The sequence below is a fragment of the Neobacillus rhizophilus genome (genome assembly GCF_018343535.1).
In the GTDB taxonomy this organism is placed as follows: Bacteria; Bacillota; Bacilli; order Bacillales; family Cytobacillaceae; genus Neobacillus; species Neobacillus rhizophilus.
Window position 1 is genome coordinate 124,339 of sequence record NZ_JAGYPF010000005.1, and the last position, 22,458, is coordinate 146,796.

Annotated in this window: 19 protein-coding genes; 18 read left to right on the forward strand and 1 reads right to left on the reverse strand. The window is 40.4% G+C overall.

Going from position 1 to position 22,458, the window contains the following annotated elements:
* Positions 1-29: 29 nt before the first annotated feature.
* From accD to pyk, 4 genes are all read left to right on the forward strand, one after another.
* Positions 30-917, forward strand: a complete 888-nt coding sequence (gene accD, locus KHA99_RS23475) for an acetyl-CoA carboxylase, carboxyltransferase subunit beta (protein WP_213119920.1) — start codon at positions 30-32, stop codon at positions 915-917.
* Positions 902-1,879, forward strand: a complete 978-nt coding sequence (gene accA / locus KHA99_RS23480; protein WP_213119921.1) for an acetyl-CoA carboxylase carboxyl transferase subunit alpha — start codon at positions 902-904, stop codon at positions 1,877-1,879. Before accD ends, accA begins: the two co-directional genes overlap by 16 nt.
* Positions 1,880-2,182: 303 nt before the next feature.
* Entirely contained in the window at positions 2,183-3,142 is a 960-nt protein-coding gene (gene pfkA / locus KHA99_RS23485) for a 6-phosphofructokinase (RefSeq protein ID WP_213119922.1), read from the forward strand.
* A gap of 20 nt (positions 3,143-3,162) precedes the next feature.
* Positions 3,163-4,923, forward strand: a complete 1,761-nt coding sequence (pyk, locus tag KHA99_RS23490; protein WP_213120640.1) for a pyruvate kinase — start codon at positions 3,163-3,165, stop codon at positions 4,921-4,923.
* Between the two features lie 243 nt (positions 4,924-5,166).
* On the opposite strand, the gene ytvI is transcribed toward pyk, so the two are convergent.
* Positions 5,167-6,270, reverse strand: coding sequence for a sporulation integral membrane protein YtvI (ytvI, locus tag KHA99_RS23495; protein WP_213119923.1), 1,104 nt, complete (start codon positions 6,268-6,270; stop codon positions 5,167-5,169).
* 628 nt (positions 6,271-6,898) lie between these two features.
* Here ytvI and citZ point away from each other — a divergent pair.
* The 14 genes from citZ (at position 6,899) to KHA99_RS23565 (ending at position 22,458) form a co-directional block, all read left to right on the forward strand.
* Entirely contained in the window at positions 6,899-8,017 is a 1,119-nt protein-coding gene (gene citZ / locus KHA99_RS23500; RefSeq protein ID WP_213119924.1) for a citrate synthase, read from the forward strand.
* A 136-nt stretch (positions 8,018-8,153) separates the two neighbouring features.
* Positions 8,154-9,422, forward strand: coding sequence for an NADP-dependent isocitrate dehydrogenase (gene icd / locus KHA99_RS23505; RefSeq protein ID WP_213119925.1), 1,269 nt, complete (start codon positions 8,154-8,156; stop codon positions 9,420-9,422).
* 92 nt (positions 9,423-9,514) lie between these two features.
* Positions 9,515-10,453: a malate dehydrogenase gene (gene mdh, locus KHA99_RS23510; protein ID WP_213119926.1), complete on the forward strand. Its 939-nt coding sequence runs from the start codon at positions 9,515-9,517 to the stop codon at positions 10,451-10,453.
* A gap of 87 nt (positions 10,454-10,540) precedes the next feature.
* Positions 10,541-11,017, forward strand: a complete 477-nt coding sequence (locus tag KHA99_RS23515) for a MaoC/PaaZ C-terminal domain-containing protein (RefSeq protein WP_213119927.1) — start codon at positions 10,541-10,543, stop codon at positions 11,015-11,017.
* A gap of 728 nt (positions 11,018-11,745) precedes the next feature.
* Positions 11,746-12,462, forward strand: a complete 717-nt coding sequence (locus KHA99_RS23520; RefSeq protein WP_213119928.1) for a response regulator transcription factor — start codon at positions 11,746-11,748, stop codon at positions 12,460-12,462.
* Complete coding sequence (pnpS, locus tag KHA99_RS23525) at positions 12,459-13,883, forward strand: two-component system histidine kinase PnpS (protein ID WP_213119929.1); 1,425 nt, start codon at positions 12,459-12,461, stop codon at positions 13,881-13,883. Before KHA99_RS23520 ends, pnpS begins: the two co-directional genes overlap by 4 nt.
* 4 nt (positions 13,884-13,887) lie before the next feature.
* Positions 13,888-16,524: a DNA polymerase I gene (gene polA / locus KHA99_RS23530; protein WP_213119930.1), complete on the forward strand. Its 2,637-nt coding sequence runs from the start codon at positions 13,888-13,890 to the stop codon at positions 16,522-16,524.
* A gap of 27 nt (positions 16,525-16,551) precedes the next feature.
* Positions 16,552-17,409: a DNA-formamidopyrimidine glycosylase gene (gene mutM, locus KHA99_RS23535; RefSeq protein WP_213119931.1), complete on the forward strand. Its 858-nt coding sequence runs from the start codon at positions 16,552-16,554 to the stop codon at positions 17,407-17,409.
* Between the two features lie 75 nt (positions 17,410-17,484).
* A complete protein-coding gene (gene ytaF, locus KHA99_RS23540; protein ID WP_213119932.1) occupies positions 17,485-18,120 on the forward strand; it encodes a sporulation membrane protein YtaF in 636 nt (211 codons plus the stop codon).
* 26 nt (positions 18,121-18,146) lie between these two features.
* Positions 18,147-18,758 (forward strand): dephospho-CoA kinase, encoded by a 612-nt coding sequence (coaE, locus tag KHA99_RS23545; protein WP_213119933.1) that lies wholly within the window; start codon positions 18,147-18,149, stop codon positions 18,756-18,758.
* Positions 18,759-18,926: 168 nt separating this feature from the next.
* On the forward strand, positions 18,927-19,958 hold the full coding sequence (locus KHA99_RS23550; protein WP_213119934.1) for a glyceraldehyde-3-phosphate dehydrogenase: 1,032 nt from the start codon (positions 18,927-18,929) through the stop codon (positions 19,956-19,958).
* A 100-nt stretch (positions 19,959-20,058) separates the two neighbouring features.
* Complete coding sequence (locus tag KHA99_RS23555; RefSeq protein WP_213119935.1) at positions 20,059-20,457, forward strand: hypothetical protein; 399 nt, start codon at positions 20,059-20,061, stop codon at positions 20,455-20,457.
* 102 nt (positions 20,458-20,559) lie between these two features.
* A complete protein-coding gene (nrdR, locus tag KHA99_RS23560; RefSeq protein WP_213119936.1) occupies positions 20,560-21,021 on the forward strand; it encodes a transcriptional regulator NrdR in 462 nt (153 codons plus the stop codon).
* Positions 21,022-21,069: 48 nt separating this feature from the next.
* Positions 21,070-22,458 carry a replication initiation and membrane attachment family protein gene (locus KHA99_RS23565; protein ID WP_213120641.1) on the forward strand — a complete coding sequence of 463 codons (1,389 nt, stop codon included), beginning with the start codon at positions 21,070-21,072 and terminating at the stop codon, positions 22,456-22,458.

Genomic DNA, 22,458 nt, shown 5'->3' on the forward strand with positions numbered 1-22,458 from the left:
CCAAAATTCCATACAAGGAGGTTTAATTTTTGGCGCTTAAAGATTTATTTTCCAAAAACCAGACAAAAAAGAAGAAATACGCAACCATTCCTACAGAAGCGGCGAAAAGCGACGTTCCTGAAGGAATAATGACAAAATGTCCTTCATGCAAAAAAATTATGTATACAAAAGAACTTTCAAAAAACTTAAAGGTTTGTCTTCATTGCGGACATCATTTTCCCATGAATTCAAAGGAGCGTATTGAAAGTTTTCTTGATGAAGGAAGCTTCGAGGAATTCAACGAAAATATGATTTCAAAGAATCCTTTGAATTTTCCCGACTATCTAGAAAAGGTTGAAAAGGACCGCAAAAAAACCAATATAAATGAAGCGGTTGTCACTGGGGTTGGTACAGTTAACGGCCATAAAATCGTTTTGTCCGTTATGGATTCAACCTTCCGAATGGGCAGTATGGGATCGGTTGTCGGCGAAAAAATTACCTTAGCGATTGAAAAAGCGGATGAATTGTCCGTTCCATTTGTTATTTTTACAGCATCGGGCGGAGCTAGAATGCAGGAAGGTGCACTAAGTTTGATGCAAATGGCGAAAACAAGTGTTGCTTTAAAGAAATTCAGCGACAATGGCGGTTTAATCATTTCAATTATGACCCATCCGACAACTGGCGGGGTGTCTGCAAGCTTTGCATCATTGGGTGATTATAACCTTGCCGAACCTGGAGCATTAATCGGTTTTGCGGGACGCAGGGTGATTGAGCAGTCAATCCGCGAAAAATTGCCGGAAGACTTTCAAACGGCAGAGTTTTTGTTAAAACATGGGCAGCTTGATGCCATCATTTCCCGACTAGAATTGGCAGAGAAAATTGCAACGATACTTGATATTCATCAGCCAGGGGGTGTGTTTGAATGGCAAGCGAATTAGAATTTGAACGCCCGATCAATGAACTGAGGAAAAAAATAGCTGAGCTTAAGGAATTTACAGATACTACTGATGTGGATTTAAGTTCGGAAATCAATAAATTAGAGGCCCGATTGGAGAAGCTGGAACGGGATATATATGAAAATATTAAACCGTGGGACCGGGTGCAAATAGCCCGCCATCCTAACAGGCCAACAACCTTGGATTACATTTCCTATCTCTTTGACGATTTCTTTGAATGCCATGGGGACAGGACTTTTGGCGATGATGAAGCGATTGTTGGCGGGATTGCCAAATTTAAAGGGTTGCCTGTAACAGTAATAGGCCATCAGCGGGGAAAGGATACGAAAGAAAATATCCGCAGAAACTTTGGAATGCCACATCCTGAGGGCTACAGAAAGGCTTTACGGCTTATGAATCAGGCAAATAAATTCAATCGTCCAATTATTTGTTTTATTGATACGAAAGGGGCATACCCTGGTAAAGCAGCAGAAGAGCGGGGACAGAGTGAAGCAATTGCCCGTAACCTTTTCGAAATGGCAGGATTGAAAGTACCAGTTATCTGTATTGTCATTGGTGAAGGCGGAAGCGGCGGCGCGCTTGGACTAGGTGTAGGCAACCGGATTTACATGCTTGAAAACTCCACCTACTCAGTCATTTCACCTGAGGGAGCGGCGGCAATTTTATGGAAGGACGCTGCCTACGCTAAAAATGCTGCAGAATCTATGAAAATCACGGCGCCTGACCTCAAGGAACTAGGTGTTATCGATGATATCGTTCCAGAAATTAAGGGCGGTGCCCACAAGAATGTGCAAGGACAAGCTGCGGAAATTGAACCTGTCCTAATCAAATCTTTGGAGGAGCTTTTGAAGCTTTCTGCTGACCAATTAATTGCTGATCGATACAAGCGTTTTAGAACAATTGGAGAGTTTGGATTGATAAATGAATACATTGGAGTAAATTAAGGAAAATGCGTGCTCATTTGGGCACGTTTTTTCGTTGGGCATTCACAAAAAGTTCATAAAAAAATGGCTGCAAAACCCATGACAACGTTCTCATTATGATATGAAACGCTTTCAGTTAACGAACTATTCCGTCTATTATAAAATGGCTAGTGACATAGTTGTTATGGCTATTTCTTCGTGATATTTTATTAATATTCAAGGGTTTTATGTTAATAATAGAAGAAGGAAAACAAATGTAATTATAAACCATTCTTCTTAATGAGGCTTACATAGTACCTTTATCCTATTAATGAGGTGATTACCATGAAAAAAATTGGGGTGCTGACAAGCGGCGGGGATTCACCGGGAATGAACCCAGCAATCCGCGCTGTTGTTCGAAAAGCCATTTATCACAATGTTGAAGTTTATGGCATCTACGGTGGTTACTCAGGGTTAATTTGCGGAAATATAAAAAAGCTTGAGCTCGGTTCAGTTGGAGATATCATTCATCGCGGAGGAACGATGCTTCAATCGGCCCGCTGCCCGGAATTTAAAACAACAGGGGGCCAGCAAAAAGGAATTGAACAGTTAAAGGCCCATGGTATTGAAGGACTTGTCGTCATTGGCGGTGACGGATCATATCGTGGTGCGAAGGCATTGACAGAGCTTGGCTATCCTTGTGTTGGTGTACCGGGTACGATCGATAATGACATTCCGGGAACTGATATGACAATCGGTTTTGACACGGCATTAAATACAGTCATTGATGCAATAGATAAAATTCGCGACACGGCTACCTCGCACGAAAGAACTTTTATTATTGAGGTAATGGGGCGAGATGCCGGTGATATTGCATTGTGGGCAGGGCTTGCCGGAGGAGCGGAAACGATTCTAATTCCAGAAGAGAATTACAACATGGACGAAATTGCTGATCGTTTAAGAAAAGGACAAGAGCGCGGGAAAAAGCATAGTATTATTGTGGTCGCAGAGGGTGTATGCAGCGGTGGTGAGTTTGCTAAGCAGCTAAAGGATGCCACCAACCTCGACACAAGAGTTTCAGTATTGGGACATATTCAACGGGGGGGGTCGCCATCTGCCGCAGATCGGGTGCTTGCCAGCAGATTGGGTGCGAGAGCAGTGGAACTTCTAATTGAGGGCAAAGGCGGCCGTGCTGTCGGCGTGGAGAATAACAAGCTTGTCGACTACGACATTATTGACGCTCTTGCCAAAAAACATACATTGGATCTTGAACTATTTAATCTTTCAAAAGAACTTTCGATTTAAAAAAGGGAGGGCAAGAAATGTTGCGCAAAACAAAAATTGTTTGTACGATTGGCCCTGCAAGTGAAAGTGTTGACAATTTAACACAATTAATGAATGCAGGAATGAATGTAGCACGATTAAATTTTTCTCATGGGAATTTTGAAGAACACGGCGGCAGAATCAAGAATATCCGTGAAGCAGCCGGTTTAACAGGAAAAACAGTTGCCATTTTGCTTGATACAAAGGGGCCTGAAATTCGTACCCACAATATGCAAAACGGAGCAATTGAACTGAAGTCCGGAGAAGAAATCATTGTATCCATGACCGAAGTGGAAGGAACCACAGAGAAGTTTTCCGTTACATACCAAGGTTTAATTGATGATGTACAAGCTGGCTCCAAAATTCTGTTGGATGACGGGCTAATTGGGCTGGAAGTTATCAACATTGATCATTCTAAGGGCGAAATTAAGACGAAAATTTTAAACAGTGGTACATTGAAAAATAAAAAAGGTGTTAATGTGCCGGGAGTTTCAGTTAACCTGCCTGGTATTACAGAGAAGGATAAACAGGATATTTTATTTGGAATTGAACAGGGCGTTGATTTTATCGCGGCCTCATTTGTTCGCCGTTCCAAGGATGTCTTGGAAATTCGCCAGCTATTAGAAGAAAACCAGGCAACACATATCCAAATTATCCCTAAAATTGAAAACCAAGAAGGCGTCGATAATATTGATGAAATTCTTGAGGTTTCAGACGGTCTGATGGTAGCACGTGGTGACCTTGGTGTAGAAATTCCTGCAGAAGAGGTTCCATTGGTGCAAAAATCGTTGATTAAGAAATGTAATGCGCTGGGTAAACCGGTCATTACTGCAACACAAATGCTTGATTCAATGCAAAGAAATCCAAGGCCAACTCGTGCGGAAGCAAGTGACGTGGCCAATGCCATTTTTGATGGAACAGACGCTATTATGCTTTCTGGAGAAACTGCTGCAGGGCTATATCCGGTTGAAGCAGTGCAAACGATGCATAATATTGCTTCACGGGCTGAGCAGGCTCTGAACCATAAAGAAATCCTTTCACATCGCAGCAAGAATACAGAACACAACCTAACTGATGCGATTGGTCAATCGGTTGCTCATACAGCATTAAATTTAGGGGTAAAGTCAATTATCACTCCAACTGAGAGTGGACATACCGCAAGGATGATTTCCAAATACCGTCCAAAGGCTGCTATTGTGGCAGTTACCGCAAATGAATCAGTCAGCCGCCGTTTATCACTTGTCTGGGGAGTGTACCCTCTGCTGGGCAGAATGTGTACTACTACTGATGAAATGCTTGAAGCAGCAGTTGAGGAAAGCTTAAACAGTGGAATGGTCAAACACGGTGAATTAGTGGTGATCACTGCCGGTGTTCCAGTAGGAGAAGCAGGCACAACAAACCTAATGAAAATCCATGTTGTCGGTGATGTTATTACGAAAGGTCAAGGAATTGGCCGAAGATCCGCATTTGGAAAAGTCGTCATTGCCCATGATGCAAATGAAGCTATAGAGAATGTAAAACAGGGTTCTATTCTTGTAACCATCGGCTCCGACCGGGAAATGGTTCCGGCCCTCGAGAAATGTGCCGCGCTTATTACAGAGGAAGGCGGCTTAACAAGCCATGCTGCTGTTGTTGGTTTAAACTTAGGTATTCCTGTTATTGTGGGAGTTGAAAATGCCCTCAAACTGTTTAAGGAAGGCCAAGAAATCACGGTTGACGCATCAAGAGGCATTATTTATAACGGACATGCTAGTGTACTATAATAAAAAAACTCGCCAACCGGCGAGTTTTTTTATGGTCTAGGAAAGTATACATTAAATCATTGTGGATAACTTGTTACCAGGATTGACACGTCCAGCTCCAGCGCCCTAGCGGCTAGTGTCCTTCGCTCTCCGCGCTACGATAAGTCAAGCACGAATGCGCTTGCGCTCTTCGTGTTTCCTTTATCTCAGTTGGAGAGCTCCAGGCCATACGCCGCTGACCAGGGCGCTTACGCTTTTGTTCCTTTAAGCTTCTTTTCCCACGATAAACTTCCATAAATCATGAAAAACATTGGCCCTGTACAGCGTGCTTATGATGACAAGAGTTACGGGACCGGCAATTAATCCAAGAAAGCCGATTAGTTTAAAACCTACGAAAAGTGCAATTAGTGTTGCCAAAGGGTCTAGTCCAATGTTTGAAGAAAGGATTTTTGGCTCCATGATCTGTCTTTGAACCAAAACGATTATGTAAAGGACACCAAGCCCAATGGCAAGCCCAACATCGCCGCTTATAACTTCATAGACAATCCAAGGGACGAATACCGCTCCTGTACCAAGGTAGGGAATAATGTCGACCAGACCAGTCAAGAGGGCAATGGTAATGGCATAGTCCACACGAAGAATAAGCAAACCAACTAGAATGATAACTGTTGTTATGGAAATCAGCGTCAACTGGGCTCTTATAAAGCCGAAAAGCGCCTTTTTCAAATCAACAAATACCGTTTTGCCACTTGTTCTGGCTTTTTGTGGTAATAGCCTAACGCCCATCGCCTTTAAACGGTACCAATCCTTGCTTATGAAAAAGGTTGCTAACAAGGAGAAAATCAATACAGTTGCAGCATTTGGGATCCATGAAATAACATTAGGAATGCTGCCAAAAAAGCCTTGAATAAAATTTCCGACAGTTGACCCTACCCTTTTACCGATATTTTGAATATTGGTAATGATCGTGTCTTTCTGCCCGGGATTCAACTTATTAAAGACGCTAGTTAATTGATTGTACAAATCTGTAAAATAGTCTTCTAGGAATTTAATTAAAGTGTTTAAATGCTCTGGAATAACATTAGCTAAGTAAGTGGCTCCGGTAACGATTTCGACTACTAGCAATGTAATCAAGCCGGCAAAGATGGCAAATATTATAATAAGAGCAACAAAAACAGCAAGTACTCTTGGCATTTTTGTTTTATTTTCAAAAAGATTGACAAGCGGGTTTATGGCTAGGGCTATAATAAGGCCGATTAAAAATGGATAGGTTATTTTTGATAAATAGTAAAAGGAAAGCAGCCCTAAAACAACAACGCCGATAACAATTAAAAACCTAATGCTCCGGTTTATGTATTTGGGATTCAAAGGTAATAGACCTCCATTTTTTTAAAATCGCTTACTCTATTTTACCATTTTATAAATTTTTCTGCATATTTTTCCATTGCTTAAAAATACCTCATAAATTTATACGTTTAGTTATTAAAATTAGTTTCAGAAGATTATTGAAAAAAACTATTGGAGTTTATCGTATTACACACTAGTGATAATGTTATGGTAAAATAATTTTGAAGGAGTTTGGGTGAAAATATAAGCTGAAAACAAGTGAAATTGCTCGCGTTTTTAGCACCGTTTTTTTTGAAATAATATTTTTTTGCTATTTTCAATTCCTTTTCATTCACAAAAATCTGATTATTGTTTATAATAGGCTTGTAAGCATTATCTTTTTTTACATAAACCATATAGGAATACTGGAATACTTGAAAAATAATTTATTCCTGTGAATGAAAGGGCATACAGACTTTTTGGTTTTAATCCGAGCAATCGCTCAGTCACCTAGGGTAATGATCAGTTTATCGGCGATGATTTTGCAGTGGAAATCTTCAAATTACTTTATGCCGTTTCTTTTTATCCTAGACTGGGGATTTTCCGGTTTAAAAGAATTAATGAAGCAGTGGGTAATGGGGAATTTTACAATGTAAAGGAGAGATTTTTGATGACAGTAACACGTGGTCTCGAAGGGATTGTGGCAACTACTTCTTCCATTAGTTCAATTATTGATGATACGCTGACATATGTCGGCTTTAACATCGATGATTTGGCTGAAAATGCAAGCTTTGAAGAGGTTATTTATCTATTATGGCATCGCAAGCTGCCTAATTCAGAACAATTGGCTGAATTAAAGCAACAGCTTGCTGAAAGTGCTGAACTTCCACAGGAAGTAATTGAGCACTTTAAATTGTTCCCGGTTCAGACAGTACATCCAATGGCAGCACTTCGTTCAGCTGTTTCTTTATTAGGACTTTACGATACGGAAGCAGATGTAATGGAGAAGGAAGCTAATTATCGTAAAGCGATTCGTCTCCAAGCTAAAATGCCTTCTATCGTGGCAGCTTTTGCACGTATCAGAAAAGGACTTGACCCAGTTGCACCTAGACAGGATTTGAGCTTTGCAGCGAATTTCTTATATATGCTTTCCGGTAAAGAGCCGGAAAAAATTGCAGTAGAGGCAATTGATAAAGCCTTGGTTCTACATGCCGACCACGAATTAAACGCTTCTACATTCACAGCCCGTGTCTGTGTTGCTACATTATCCGATGTTTATTCTGGTATCACAGCAGCAATCGGAGCGTTAAAAGGACCTCTTCACGGAGGAGCAAATGAAGCTGTTATGAAAATGCTTACCGATATTGGCACACTTGAAAACGTTGAGCCATATATCCGTGGCAAACTTGAGAATAAGGAAAAAATCATGGGCTTTGGCCATAGGGTATACCGCCAAGGAGATCCCCGTGCCAAGCATTTAAAAGCAATGTCCAAGAAATTAACAGAACTTACTGGCGAACCACAATGGTACGATATGTCAGTGCAAATTGAGAGCATCGTAACTGGTGAAAAGAACCTGCCGCCAAACGTTGATTTCTATTCTGCATCTGTATATCACAGCTTAGGTGTTGATCATGACCTAATGACACCAATTTTCGCTGTCAGCCGTGTATCCGGATGGCTTGCTCATATTTTAGAGCAATATGACAACAACCGTCTGATCCGCCCGCGTGCTGAATACACAGGTCCTGGAATGCAGAAATATATTCCAATCGAACAAAGAGGATAACATTTTACTTTTTTTCGAAAAATTGGTTAAATAAGATTTGGTAGAGGTTAGGGGTGGATACCTGCTAACCTTTACTTAAGTCTTTATCATATCATCAGGTTTTCACGTTTTTTACATACTAGGAGGGAGAACTACAATGCAAGGTGAAAAAATCACGGTAACAAATGGAGTCTTAAACGTACCAAACAATCCAATTATCCCATTCATTGAGGGAGACGGTATCGGTCCAGATATTTGGGCTGCATCTGAGAGAGTTTTAAATGCAGCTGTTGAAAAAGCCTATAAAGGCGAGCGTAAATTAGTTTGGAAGGAAGTTCTTGCTGGAGAAAAAGCATTCAATCAAACTGGCGAATGGCTTCCAAAAGAAACTTTAGATGTAATTAATGAGTACCTAATTGCCATCAAAGGTCCACTAACAACTCCTGTTGGCGGAGGAATTCGTTCGTTAAACGTAGCTTTACGCCAAGAGTTAGATTTGTTTGTGTGCTTACGCCCTGTAAGATGGTTTGAAGGTGTTCCTTCACCAGTTAAGCGTCCGCAAGATACAGATATGGTTATCTTCCGTGAAAACACTGAAGATATTTATGCTGGTATCGAGTATGAAAAAGGAACTGAAGCAGCTAAAAAGGTAATCGACTTCCTTCAAAACGAAATGGGCGTAAACAAAATCAGATTCCCTGAAACTTCTGGTATCGGTATTAAGCCTGTTTCTCAAGAAGGTACAACACGTCTTGTCCGTGCTGCGATTAACTATGCAATTAAAGAAGGTCGTAAATCCGTTACACTCGTGCACAAAGGCAATATCATGAAATTTACAGAAGGCGCGTTTAAAAACTGGGGTTATGAGCTTGCAGAAAAGGAATTTGGCGATAAAGTCTTTACCTGGGCTCAATATGATCGCATTAAAGCTGAGCAAGGTGCAGATGCTGCTAACAAGGCACAGGCTGATGCTGAAGCTACTGGCAAGATCATCGTGAAAGATGCGATTGCTGATATCTTCTTACAACAAATCCTAACTCGTCCACGTGAGTTCGATGTTGTGGCTACAATGAACTTAAACGGCGACTTCATTTCAGATGCACTTGCAGCACAAGTTGGCGGTATCGGGATTGCTCCAGGAGCTAACATCAACTATGAAACTGGACACGCAATCTTCGAAGCAACACACGGTACTGCACCGAAGTACGCAGGTCTTGATAAGGTAAATCCGTCATCTGTCATTTTATCAGGTGTACTACTGCTTGAACACTTAGGCTGGACTGAAGCAGCTACAATGGTCATTAAATCAGTGGAAAAAACTATTGCTTCAAAAGTAGTTACTTATGACTTCGCTCGTTTAATGGAAGGCGCAACTGAAGTTAAAACTTCTGAATTTGGTGATGAACTAATTAAGAACATGGAATAAGAAAAGCTAATGTGATAACAACAAAGTGTATTTAGGGCTGTTTTTTAACAGCCCTTTATTTAAAAAGTTCATTCAAAAAGGGGAGAAAGAGTATGTCATTAAAACGTAAAAAGGTTTCTGTAATCGGTGGCGGTTTTACTGGAGCAACTACTGCATTTTTACTTGCCCAAAAAGAACTTGGTGATGTTGTGTTAGTTGATATTCCGCAAATGGAAAACCCCACTAAAGGGAAAGCCTTAGATATGCTTGAAGCAAGCCCTGTTCAAGGATTTGATGCCAATATTACTGGAACATCAAATTATGAAGATACGAAAGACTCAGACATCGTTGTTATCACTGCAGGTATCGCACGCAAACCGGGCATGAGCCGTGATGATTTAGTGCAAACAAACCAAAAAGTAATGAAAGCTGTTACCTCTGAAATCGCAAAATATTCTCCAAACTGTACCATCCTTGTATTAACGAACCCGGTTGATGCTATGACCTACACTGTATTTAAGGAATCTGGTTTCCCTAAAAACCGTGTAATCGGTCAATCTGGTGTACTTGACACAGCTCGTTTCCGCACATTTATTGCACAAGAATTAAATATTTCTGTAAAAGATATTACAGGCTTCGTACTAGGCGGCCATGGTGATGACATGGTTCCGCTTGTACGGTATTCTTATGCCGGCGGTATCCCATTAGAAACTCTAATTCCAAAAGATCGGTTAGAAGCAATTGTTGAACGCACAAGAAAAGGCGGCGGTGAAATCGTTAACCTTCTTGGTAACGGAAGTGCCTACTATGCCCCTGCAGCCTCATTGGTTGAAATGTGTGAAGCGATTTTAAAAGACCAACGCCGTGTATTACCTTCTATCGCTTACCTTGAAGGTGAATATGGTTATGAAGGCATTTATTTGGGTGTGCCGACTATCCTAGGTGCGAATGGTATTGAAAAAGTAATCGAGCTTGACTTGACTGCAGAAGAGAAAACGGCATTAGATAAATCAGTTGAATCTGTACGTAATGTCATGAATGTTTTAGTTTAATAATGATGCTTTATATTCGGGAAGGACGAAAAACCCTTCCCGAATTTTTCTTGAGGAAGTGAAATCGTTTTCAAATGGAGGTTCGTGATGCTTTTAGGAAAAAAACGTAAGCTAGGAAGAAGAATTGAGGAAATAACCGTTGGGGAAAAGCTTTCCTTCTCGGAGAAGGTGGAGGATAAAGATCTTCTCTTATATTTGGGAATAACCGACGATGCGAATCCGCTCTACATACAGCACGACTATGCTTCACAGACCCCTTTTGAAAAGCCGATTGTTCCGAGCGTTATGCTGACAGGTATGATGACTTCAGCCATCTCAAAATACCTCCCTGGCCCGGGAAGTCATATTGTGAGCCAAACGATCGAATTTACAAAGCCTGTTTACCATTACTCAACAGTTGAATTTCTATTTGAAGTAATCGAAGTAAATCGTGAGGGGCATTTTGTTGCTATTCGTGTTTCGGCATTCAATGAAAAAAATGAAACGGTTATCACAGGTGTGCTTAAAGTCTGTCCGCCATATCGCCTGGAAGAAATCCATGCTAGAGCATTAGATAATTTTTAATAGGAACAGCTTTATTTTTCCTAAATATAAATTGCTGGTTTTTATTAATAGATTGTCTCTGCTGACGGGCCTGTTGATTTCCGCTCCGGGCACTCGTTTTCCGCGGGGAGGTCCTGGAGCCTCCTCGGCGCTTTGGCGCCTGTGGGGTCTCCAGTGACCTCTATTTCCCGCAGGAGTCGAGTGCCCTCCGCTCCAATCAACAGGGAGGCAAATCAACTAAAAGTATTGCAACAAACTTTTTCTAAGATTGCTAAGTGTGTTGCAATCTTTTTTTTATTTTGTCAAGCAGAGTATGGAGTGCAGGATTACTTGCATTCTTCAATCTCCCTTACCAGCATTAACAAATCCCATCCAGCCATATTGTCTCCGAAGCCTCGGTCAAGATAACAGAATAACCTCTTTTTTTATTTTTTATTGTGAGTTTAAGGTCTTTATTAAATACACCTGTTGATTGGAGAGGAAAGCGAAGCGCCTGGAGCGCAAATCAACAGAACTGTTGAAAAGCCTTTAAACTAATAAAATCATAACAAATTAACGCGTTGAAATTGTTAAAGATTGAGGTGAAATAAAAGGCTATCGAAAGTTTTTCAACAGCTTGAGGAATGTGCAGATACACATTCCTTTTCGTATTTTCAGTGTGAGTTATCCGATAAAGGTTTTCTTTCCGGATTTATATTATAATAATGTTAAATGAAGTAAAGAGAGAAGCGGAATCGGAGGGCCTTACGATGAAAACAAAGGTATTGGTAGTTGATGACGAACACTCTATTGTGACACTTCTAAAATACAATTTGGAACAGGCGGGATATGAAGTAATTACCGCAATGGATGGGGAAGAAGGGCGGCAGCTAGCTGTACAGGAATCACCAGACATCATCCTGCTGGATTTAATGCTTCCAAAAATGGATGGTATGGAAGTGTGCAAGCAGCTTCGGCAAGAGCGTATAATGACACCTATATTGATGTTAACGGCAAAAGATGAAGAGCTTGATAAAATCTTGGGCTTGGAGCTTGGCGCGGATGACTATATGGTTAAGCCTTTCAGTCCAAGGGAAGTGATTGCACGTGTTAAGGCAATTCTCAGAAGGACTTATTTACAGACGGATGCGGGAGACCAAAGCCCGAAAGAAGATTCATTGATTACAATCGGGAAAATAACCATTTTTCCGGGAAAATATGAAGCATTTATTGAGGGGAATTTGCTTGAGCTAACTCTTAAAGAATTTGAATTGCTGCACTACCTTGCCCAAAACAAAGGAAATGTTTTAACCCGGGATCAATTATTAAGTGCTGTTTGGAATTATGACTTTGCTGGCGATACTAGAATTGTCGATGTACATATTTCTCATTTAAGAGAAAAAATTGAAAAAGATACCAGAAAACCGGCCTATATAAAAACTATTCGCGGACTTGGTTACAAATTGGAGGAGCCAAAAGAAGAATGACAAAGTTTCGAACTAAACTTTTGTTTTCTTTAATTATATTAATTTTTTCAGAGTTAATCGGATTGGGAATTCTGTTTGGCCAGTTGTTCCATAGCTATTTTGTACATTCATTTAATGAAAGGCAAATATGGTGGATCCTATCCGTCAGTCTTTTAATTGACCTTATCATCATTGTTTATCTCGGAATTCGAATTTCCGCCAGATATATAAAGCCGATAAAGGCTGTGACAAATGTAGCGGTTGAACTCTCAAAGGGAAATTACCGTGCCAGGACAACTGTTGACAGAAATGATGAAGCAGGGATGCTAGCTGTCACCATTAACCGGCTGGCAGAAAATCTTCAGGAATTCAAAAAAATGCAGGAAATGCAGCAGGACCGTTTGAAGGCATTGATTGAGAACATGGGAGCAGGTTTAATTCTTATTGACAGCCGAGGGTATATTAATTTAATTAATAAAGGCTATATCGAACTATTCCAAGTAGATCCATCTGATTATTTAAATAAGCTTTATTATGAAGTTCTTCAAGAAAAAGAACTATGCCAGATCATAGCTGAGGTTTTCCGGACAGAACAAAAAGCAAGAAAGCAGTTGCTTATCCCATTGCAAATTGAAAGAAGATATTTTGATGTTTACGGTGTTCCAATCATTGGGAAAAACAATGTCTGGAAAGGAATTTTACTCGTTTTTCATGACATTACGGAAATGAAAAAGCTCGAACAAATGCGAAAAGACTTTGTCGCCAACGTTTCGCACGAACTAAAAACACCAGTCACATCAATTAAAGGTTTTTCAGAAACTCTTCTTGATGGAGCAATGAATGACAAAGAGACAATGGAATCGTTTCTTTCTATTATTTTAAAAGAAAGTGATCGGCTTCAATCCCTAATCCATGACCTGCTAGAACTTTCAAAAATTGAGCAGCATAACTTCCTGTTAAACATTAATCAATTAGATTTATTTGAGCTGCTAGAGGACGTCATTACTCTATTATCCGGTAAAGCATATGCGAAAAACATTCAGTTTGAGCTTGTCAGCGAGCAAAAAAGTGTCAGCCTTAAAGGTGATATTGACCGATTAAAGCAAGTTTTTATTAATCTTATAGGGAACGCCATTACTTACACACCTTCAGAAGGAGTGGTAAAGGTAATACTCGTTGAAGAGGAAGAAGTTGTCCGTGTTCATGTTAAGGACTCCGGTGTGGGGATAAAGAAGGAAGAAATTCCTCGGATTTTTGAACGTTTTTACCGGGTCGACCGGGCCAGAGATCGAAATTCGGGCGGGACAGGCCTTGGTTTGGCCATCGTTAAACATTTGATTGAGGCACACCATGGAAATATAAGAGTAAAAAGTGATTTAGGAAGCGGCAGCGAGTTTATAATCGAACTGCCGAAGAACGTGAACTATTTTTTAGGAAGGTGATTGAATGGAAAACAAAAAGCTTGTGCTGATTGATGGCAATAGTATTGCATACCGGGCCTTTTTTGCATTGCCGCTTTTGAACAATGACAAAGGTATTCACACTAATGCTGTCTACGGCTTTACAATGATGCTGATGAAGATTTTGGAGGAAGAAAAGCCGACCCATATACTTGTGGCCTTTGATGCCGGCAAAACAACCTTCCGCCACAAAACCTTTGAAGAATACAAAGGCGGCAGACAGAAAACACCGCCGGAATTATCAGAGCAATTTCCTTTTATTAGGGAGCTATTAGATGCTTACGGAATCTCAAGATATGAATTGGAGAATTACGAAGCGGACGATATTATTGGGACGCTTTCGTCTACAGCTGAAAAAGACGGATTTGAAGTAAAGGTTATCTCCGGCGATAAGGATTTAACACAGCTTGCTTCACCGCATACTACCGTGGGGATTACCCGAAAAGGGATTACTGATATAGAGGTGTACACTCCGGAGCATGTCCAGGAAAAGTATGGTTTAATCCCTGACCAAATTATTGATATGAAAGGTCTGATGGGGGACGCATCCGATAATATCCCTGGCGTACCAGGTGTAGGCGAAAAAACTGCCATCAAGCTGCTGAAGGAATTTTCCACCCTTGAACAATTATTAGAATCAATTGACAAGGTTAGTGGAAACAAGCTGAAGGAAAAGCTTACAGAGTTTAAAGAGCAGGCGGTAATGAGTAAGCAGCTTGCAACGATTGAAAGACATGCGCCTGTAGAGGTAGCCTTAGAGGATATCTCATATGATGGGTTTACGAGAGAAAAATTAATAGGTTTGTTTAAGGAATTAGGATTTTCATCGTTATTGGATAAACTTGGTGAAGATTCGGCAGTAGATGTGATACAAGAGCTTTGTGAGGTTGAATACATAATTCCATCCGAAATTAGCAGCGATTTATTTGCAAATACCAATTATTTTTATGTGGAAATGCTAGAGGATAACTATCATCAAGCGGAAATCATTGGATTTTCAATCGTTAACGACAATGGACATTTCTTTCTTCCGACGGAACAAGCGCTAAATTCGGAATCGTTTAAGAGCTGGGCTGAGAATGAAGGGAAGAAGAAAACGGTATATGACGCAAAACGCACCGAAGTTTCCTTAAGAAGACAGGGAATTCATTTAAAAGGGGCGGATTTTGATATTTTAATGGCTTCTTATATTTTGAATCCATCAGAAACGGGTGAGGATTTAGCGGCAATTGCGGGTAAGTATGGCATTCGTAATATTCAATCTGATGAATCATTTTATGGAAAAGGGGCTAAACAAAGGATACCTGAAACAGACCGGCTTGCCGAGCACCTTGTCCGCAAGGGGATGGCTATGGCCGAATTAAAAGACAAATTAGAAGATGACCTAAAGAAAAATGAACAATACAGTTTATTTACGGAACTTGAAATGCCATTATCACTCATCTTAGCTGATATGGAATCATGCGGCATTAAGGTGGAGCGGCAGCGCCTTGAGTCAATGGGTCGTGAGCTAAACGAACGGCTAATTGAAATCGAGGAGAAAATCTGTGAATTAGCCGGTGAAAAATTTAATATTAATTCTCCGAAACAATTAGGCGTCATTCTATTTGAAAAATTGCAGCTCACTTCGTTTAAGAAAACGAAAACCGGGTATTCGACCTCTGCCGATGTTTTAGAAAAGCTGGCTGGTGAACATGAGATTATTGAACATATTCTTCTTTACCGCCAATTAGGCAAGCTGCAATCCACTTATATTGAAGGATTGCTAAAGGTAATCGAACCGAAGACCGATAAGGTTCATACAAGATTCCAGCAAACCTTAACGGCTACTGGGAGGTTAAGCTCCATAGATCCCAATCTGCAAAATATCCCAATCCGTCTCGAGGAAGGAAGAAGAATCAGACAGGCCTTCGTTCCGTCCGAAAAAGACTGGTTGATTTTTGCTGCGGACTATTCACAAATTGAGCTGCGGGTTCTTGCTCATATTTCCGGTGATGAAAAGCTAATCCAAGCTTTTAAAGAGGATATGGATATTCATACACGCACAGCCATGGAGGTATTCCATGTTGATTCAGACCAAGTTACCTCCAATATGAGACGGCAGGCAAAGGCTGTAAACTTCGGAATCGTATATGGAATCAGCGATTATGGACTCTCCCAGTCGCTCGGGATTACGAGGAAGGATGCAGGACAGTTCATCGAGCGTTATTTGAACAGTTATCCGCGTGTAAAGGAATATATGGAGACAATCGTCCATTCAGCAAAGCAGAAAGGATATGTCTCTACATTGCTTCATAGGAGAAGATACCTTCCGGAAATAACCGCCCGAAATTTTAACTTGAGAAGCTTTGCCGAAAGAACGGCAATGAATACGCCCATTCAGGGAAGTGCCGCAGATATCATAAAAAAAGCGATGATTGATATGGATGAGGCATTAAAAGATAAAGGGTTGAAATCGCGATTACTCTTGCAAGTACATGACGAATTGATTTTTGAAGCTCCGGAGGAGGAAGTGGAAATTCTTAAGCAATTAGTGCCGTTAGTAATGGAAAATGCGATTGAGCTATCCGTCCCGTTAAAAGTAGATTATGCTTACGGACCAACATGGTTTGATGCAAAGTAAATACACCAGCAAAGGGGGCTGCATTATATGCCAGAGCTTCCAGAAGTAGAAACAGTCAGGAGAACCCTGGAAAAGCTTGTTCTTCAAAAAACTATCGAAGATGTAACCGTATATTGGCCGAAAATCATTAAAAATCCTGCTGAAGCGGAACAATTCATCGATGCTTTAAAAGGTGAGACTTTTGCTGCGATCGGAAGAAGAGGGAAATTTCTAATTCTTTATACAGAGAATTTCGCATTAGTTTCCCATTTGCGTATGGAGGGCAGGTACGGATTATACCCGAAGGAAGAGCCTTTCGATAAGCACACCCATGTGATTTTTCATTTTACAGATGGGACTGAACTGCGCTACCGGGATGTCCGAAAATTTGGAACCATGCATCTATACAAAAAGGGTGAGGAATTTACTAAGCCTCCCCTTATCCAGCTTGGTCCTGAACCTTTTTCTGAAGAGTTTACCAAAGAGTACTTAGCGAAAATGCTTAAAAAAACGAATCGAAAAATTAAAACGGCTTTATTGGACCAAAACCTATTTGTTGGTCTGGGCAATATATATGTTGATGAAGCGTTATTTCGTTCAGGCATCCACCCCGAAAGGCAGGCGGCTTCACTGAAGAAAAAAGAAATTGAGTTGCTGCATAAGGAAATTGTTGAAACTTTAAGTGAAGCAGTCGAAAAAGGCGGCAGCACGATTCGCTCCTATGTGAATTCCCAAGGGGAAATAGGCATGTTTCAATTAGAGTTATATGCCTATGGCCGAAAAGGGGAACCTTGTAAGAACTGCGGAACGCCTCTTGAAAAAACGACCGTAGGGGGAAGGGGCACCCATTATTGCCCGAAATGCCAAAGGCTTAAAGTTAAAAGAGCAAAGAATGAATCTGTTTAAATTCCAGTTTTAACACTGGATAGGCTCCTGCCATATACTATCGTAGTATTTGCAGGAAGGAGTCCTAGACACATCATGGTTCAGTTGTTCTCACTTCTCGTACTCGCCCTCGCACTTAGTCTTGACAGCTTTAGCGTAGGGTTTACGTATGGATTAAGAAAAATGGTTATGCCGTTTAAGTCCATTCTCATCATTGCATGCTGCTCCGCCGTTTCATTGATGATTGCGGTATCAATTGGACATGGACTTGAAAAAGTATTATCGCCGAGTATTACAGCAAGACTTGGGGGATTTATTTTAATCGGGCTAGGAGCTTGGGTATTATACCAGTTTTTCCGCCCTGAGAAAGAAAAAGAACCGCTTGAACATGAAAAAACAATTGTAAACTTTGAAATTCGGTCATTGGGGCTGGCAATCAATATCTTAAGAAAACCGATGTCGGCCGATTTTGACAAATCTGGGACGATTACCGGGATAGAAGCATTAATGCTAGGCTTCGCGCTCTCACTAGATGCCTTTGGTGCAGGAATTGGAGCAGCGATGCTTGGATTCCCTCCCATTTATTTAGCCTTGACCGTTGCGGTTATGAGTTCATTATTTGTGTTATTGGGAATTAAATTTGGGTCCTTTTTTTACCGGTTTGACTGGGTTCAAAAGTTTACGTTTATTCCGGGAATCTTATTAATTATCATAGGAATATGGAAGATATAACAATAGGAAAGGGAAAGGGCAGGGGTATGTCACTTGTTATCGGTTTAACAGGCGGAATCGCCAGTGGAAAAAGCACAGTATCTAATATGTTAAAAGAAATGGATATAACAGTCGTTGATGCAGATGTCGAAGCGCGTCTCGCGGTAGACAAAGGAGAACCTGCCTACCTGAAAATCATTGCCGAATTTGGTCAAGAAATTTTATTAGAAAATGGGGACATAGACAGACAAAAACTCGGCGCGATTATTTTTTACCAAGAAGAAAAAAGGCAGCTGTTGAATCAAATTGTTCATCCCGAAGTTAGAAAAAGAATGATGGAGAAGATTCAAAAGGCTACAGAGAATCAAGAGGAATTAATTATTCTTGATATTCCTTTGTTATTTGAAAGCAAGCTGACCTTCATGGTCGAAAAAACTATTCTTGTTTATGTAGACAGAGAAACGCAGCTGAAACGGCTGATGCAGAGAAACCAGCTATCAGCAGCGGATGCACTGGCCAGGGTCAACTCACAAATGCCGCTTGCTGAAAAGGTTAAGCTGGCCGATGCGGTCATTGATAATAATGGATCAATCGAAGATGCAAAAAAGCAGCTCATTGAAATATTAGCAGGATGGGGAATTCAAAAAACATATCAATAACCTGTGGAAGGGGGGCATTCTCCCTTCTTTTTTTTTGCGCGGAGTTATCTGAATTATAAAACTTTTAAAAAATACGCTTTTTATTCATCACAAATAAAACTAAATGTGTTATACTAATACCATCAGATGGAGATAAAAGTATAACATTAATGCGGAAGGGGCCGTAAAATGAGAGCAAGAATTGCCATTAACGGGTTTGGAAGAATTGGAAGGATGGTTTTTAGACAAGCAATCCTTGAGAAAAAGCTGGATGTTGTCGCAATCAACGCAAGCTATCCTGCTGAAACGTTAGCACATTTAATTAAATATGATACCAATCATGGTACATTTCAGGGAGAAGTAATCCCTTTAGATAATGAACTGCTTGTAAATGGAAAAAGAGTCAAGCTTTTAAGTAATCGTAATCCTGAAGAACTTCCATGGAGAGAATTGGGAATTGATATTGTCATTGAAGCAACTGGAAAGTTTAACTCTAGGGAAAAGGCTGCGCTGCATTTAGAAGCGGGAGCGAAGAAGGTAATCCTGACTGCTCCGGGTAAGAATGAAGACGTTACGATTGTTATGGGTGTAAATGAAGAAATGCTCGATATTGAACAACATGAAGTGATTTCCAATGCATCTTGTACAACAAACTGCCTTGCACCAGTTGCGAAGGTTTTAGATGATAAATTTGGAATTGAATGTGGATTAATGACCACCGTTCATGCTTACACAAATGATCAAAAAAATATCGATAATCCACACAAGGATTTACGACGAGCTCGTGCTTGCGGACAATCTATCATTCCGACTACCACAGGAGCAGCGAAAGCATTATCCCTTGTTCTGCCGCAATTGAAGGGTAAACTGCATGGTATGTCACTACGCGTTCCAACGCCAAATGTTTCCCTTGTTGATTTAGTTGTAGACCTTAAGCAAGATGTAACAGTGGATGATGTTAACAAAGCGTTTAGAGAAGCTGCCGGAGGTCCGTTAAAAGGAATTTTAGACTTTACGATGGAACCATTAGTTTCAGTCGATTTTAATACGAATGAACATTCCGCCATTATCGATGGACTTTCCACGATGGTAATGGGGACAAGAAAAGTAAAAGTATTGGCTTGGTATGATAATGAATGGGGCTATTCTTCACGTGTAGTCGACCTAAGTTTATTTGTCGCCGAAGAAATGGCGAAAATGTCGCAGGTAAAGGTTAGCTAAATAATATAAGATTAAAAAGAGGTTGCTTACAGGCACCTCTTTTTATATTTTCCGGATATTGATATACACTAGAAACAAAGGTTTACAAGGAGGAACGCAAATGGCGATTTTATTGGGGCTCTTTACCCGTTTTAAAAGACAAATTGAAACAACAGATAAACAAACTGATGATTCCTTAAAAACTCATTATTATAAAGGGACATTTAATCAGGTTTTCGATTCAGTTGAACAAATTTTTAAAGAAGATGCTGATTGCCACGTGACAACGGTTTCTAAGGAGCACGGCGAGATTGCTGTTGAAATCCAGAAGCCCTTTCCATGTTTTCTAATTGCCACAATTGTCTCTGTTAAACCTATCGAAACAGCTGTGGATTTCACTATTTCATCCGAAAAATTCGCAATGCTTGGGACCTACCCGGAATTAAAAAAACGTATTGTCGCCTACTATAAGCGAATTAGCCAAATACATACCAATATTGGAACAGGAAAAAACTATTAATACTTTTACTTGTGAAAAGGTGTTCTTTTTTATAAGATAATAGTAAGAATTGTTGCGGAAAATGTTCGGATTTACCTATTAGATTTGGAGTTGGTTTAGGAGATGAAATGCCCTTCATGTCAGAATTATGGCACACGCGTACTTGATTCCCGGCCCGTGGATGAGGGACGTGCAACACGAAGAAGACGAGAATGCGAAGAATGCGGGTACCGTTTTACTACATTTGAGAAAATCGAAGAGATTCCTTTAATTGTCGTCAAAAAGGAAGGAACGAGGGAAGAATTCAGCCGCGATAAAATCCTGCGCGGGCTTATTAAGGCATGTGAAAAGCGCCCTGTTGCTTTAAAGGAATTAGAGGACATTACACATGGTGTAGAGAAAGCTCTTCGGAGTCAGGGTGTTTCTGAAATTAAAAGCGGTGAGATAGGCGAAATGGTAATGGATAGGCTGGCAAAAGTAGATGAGGTTGCATATGTCCGCTTTGCATCAGTTTACCGCCAATTTAAAGATATCAATGTTTTTATCGAAGAATTAAAAGAATTAATGAACAAAGAGAAATTATAAAGAGCTGTTTCGGCTCTTTTTTAGCTAATAGGAAAGGTTTGAATGAAAATGGCGCAGCATTGGCAGGAAATACTTCCAATCGATCGTTATATTGTTACCGCTGATGGACTGCTGCATGAGTATGACCGAAAAGTGCTGACATTTTTATACCAGCCTTTAATTGGGTCAACTTGCTTTAGCTTGTTTATGACACTCTGGGCCGAACTGGAAGAAAATCGATTATGGTCGGAATCATCCACACACCATTTATTAATGAATCTACTAGGTCGTAATCTAAATGAAATCTATGAAGCACGCCTAAAACTTGAAGGAATCGGCTTGGTGAAGACTTATGTTAAAACGGAGGATGAGGTGCGTTCCTTTATTTATGAACTCCACCCCCCTTTAAGTCCTGACCAGTTTTTTTTGGATGGTATGCTTAACATTTATCTTTATCGTAAAATTGGAAAAAATCATTTTTCCCGTTTAAAACGTTTTTTCTCGGAACAGCAAATCCCAAAAGGTACAGGATATCAGGAAACCACTAAGGCGTTTCAGGAAGTGTTTATGTCAGCAACACCCGGTACTATCCAATATATGCAGGATATCTCTGAAGATCTTGCTGCCGATACAGATCAGCACTTTATAGGGCGCCACGATTCAAGTGGTGTGGAAATTGATATCGGTACGTTTGATTTTGATCTGCTTATCGCCGGTTTAAATGAATCACTTGTGCCAAAAAAAGCTTTAAACCAAAAGGTAAAAGAGGTTATTAGTAAACTCGCATTTCTTTATAATATCGATGCTATTCAAATGAAAAACATTATTCTCAGTGCTGTTAATGAGGCAAATGAAATTGATTTGGAAGAGTTGAGAAAGGCTGCGCGTGATTGGTATCAATTTGTTAACTATGACCAGCTGCCGACACTTATCGAACGTACCCAGCCGGCTGCCCATCGGGTTCAAACGGAAGAGCCAAAAACAAAGGAAGAGAAGCTCATTCATTATTTGGAAACAACGTCCCCTTTGCAGTTTTTAAAAGACCTGTCAGGAGGGGCAGAACCATCAAAATCGGAAATTGAGCTGATTGAAGAGATCATGTTCAATCAAAAGCTTCTTCCAGGTGTTTTAAATGTGCTGATGCATTTTGTGATGCTAAAGACCGATATGAAACTGACAAAGGGGTACACCGGGACAATTGCCAGCAACTGGGCACGGCTGCAAATAAAGACGGTCAAAGAAGCGATGGAGCAAGCCAAGAAGGAATCACAAAACATGGTCAAAAGTAAGAAACAGACTGGAAAAACATCGAAGCAAAAGCCAATCCGGACGGAGTTTCTTCCAGAATGGTTTGACGAAGAACCATCCAAAAAGGTTGAGCCGCACAAGGAAACGACCAAAGATTTAGAAGCAAAAAAACGTGAAATAGAAGAAATGCTTAAGGCGTTTGATGACTAG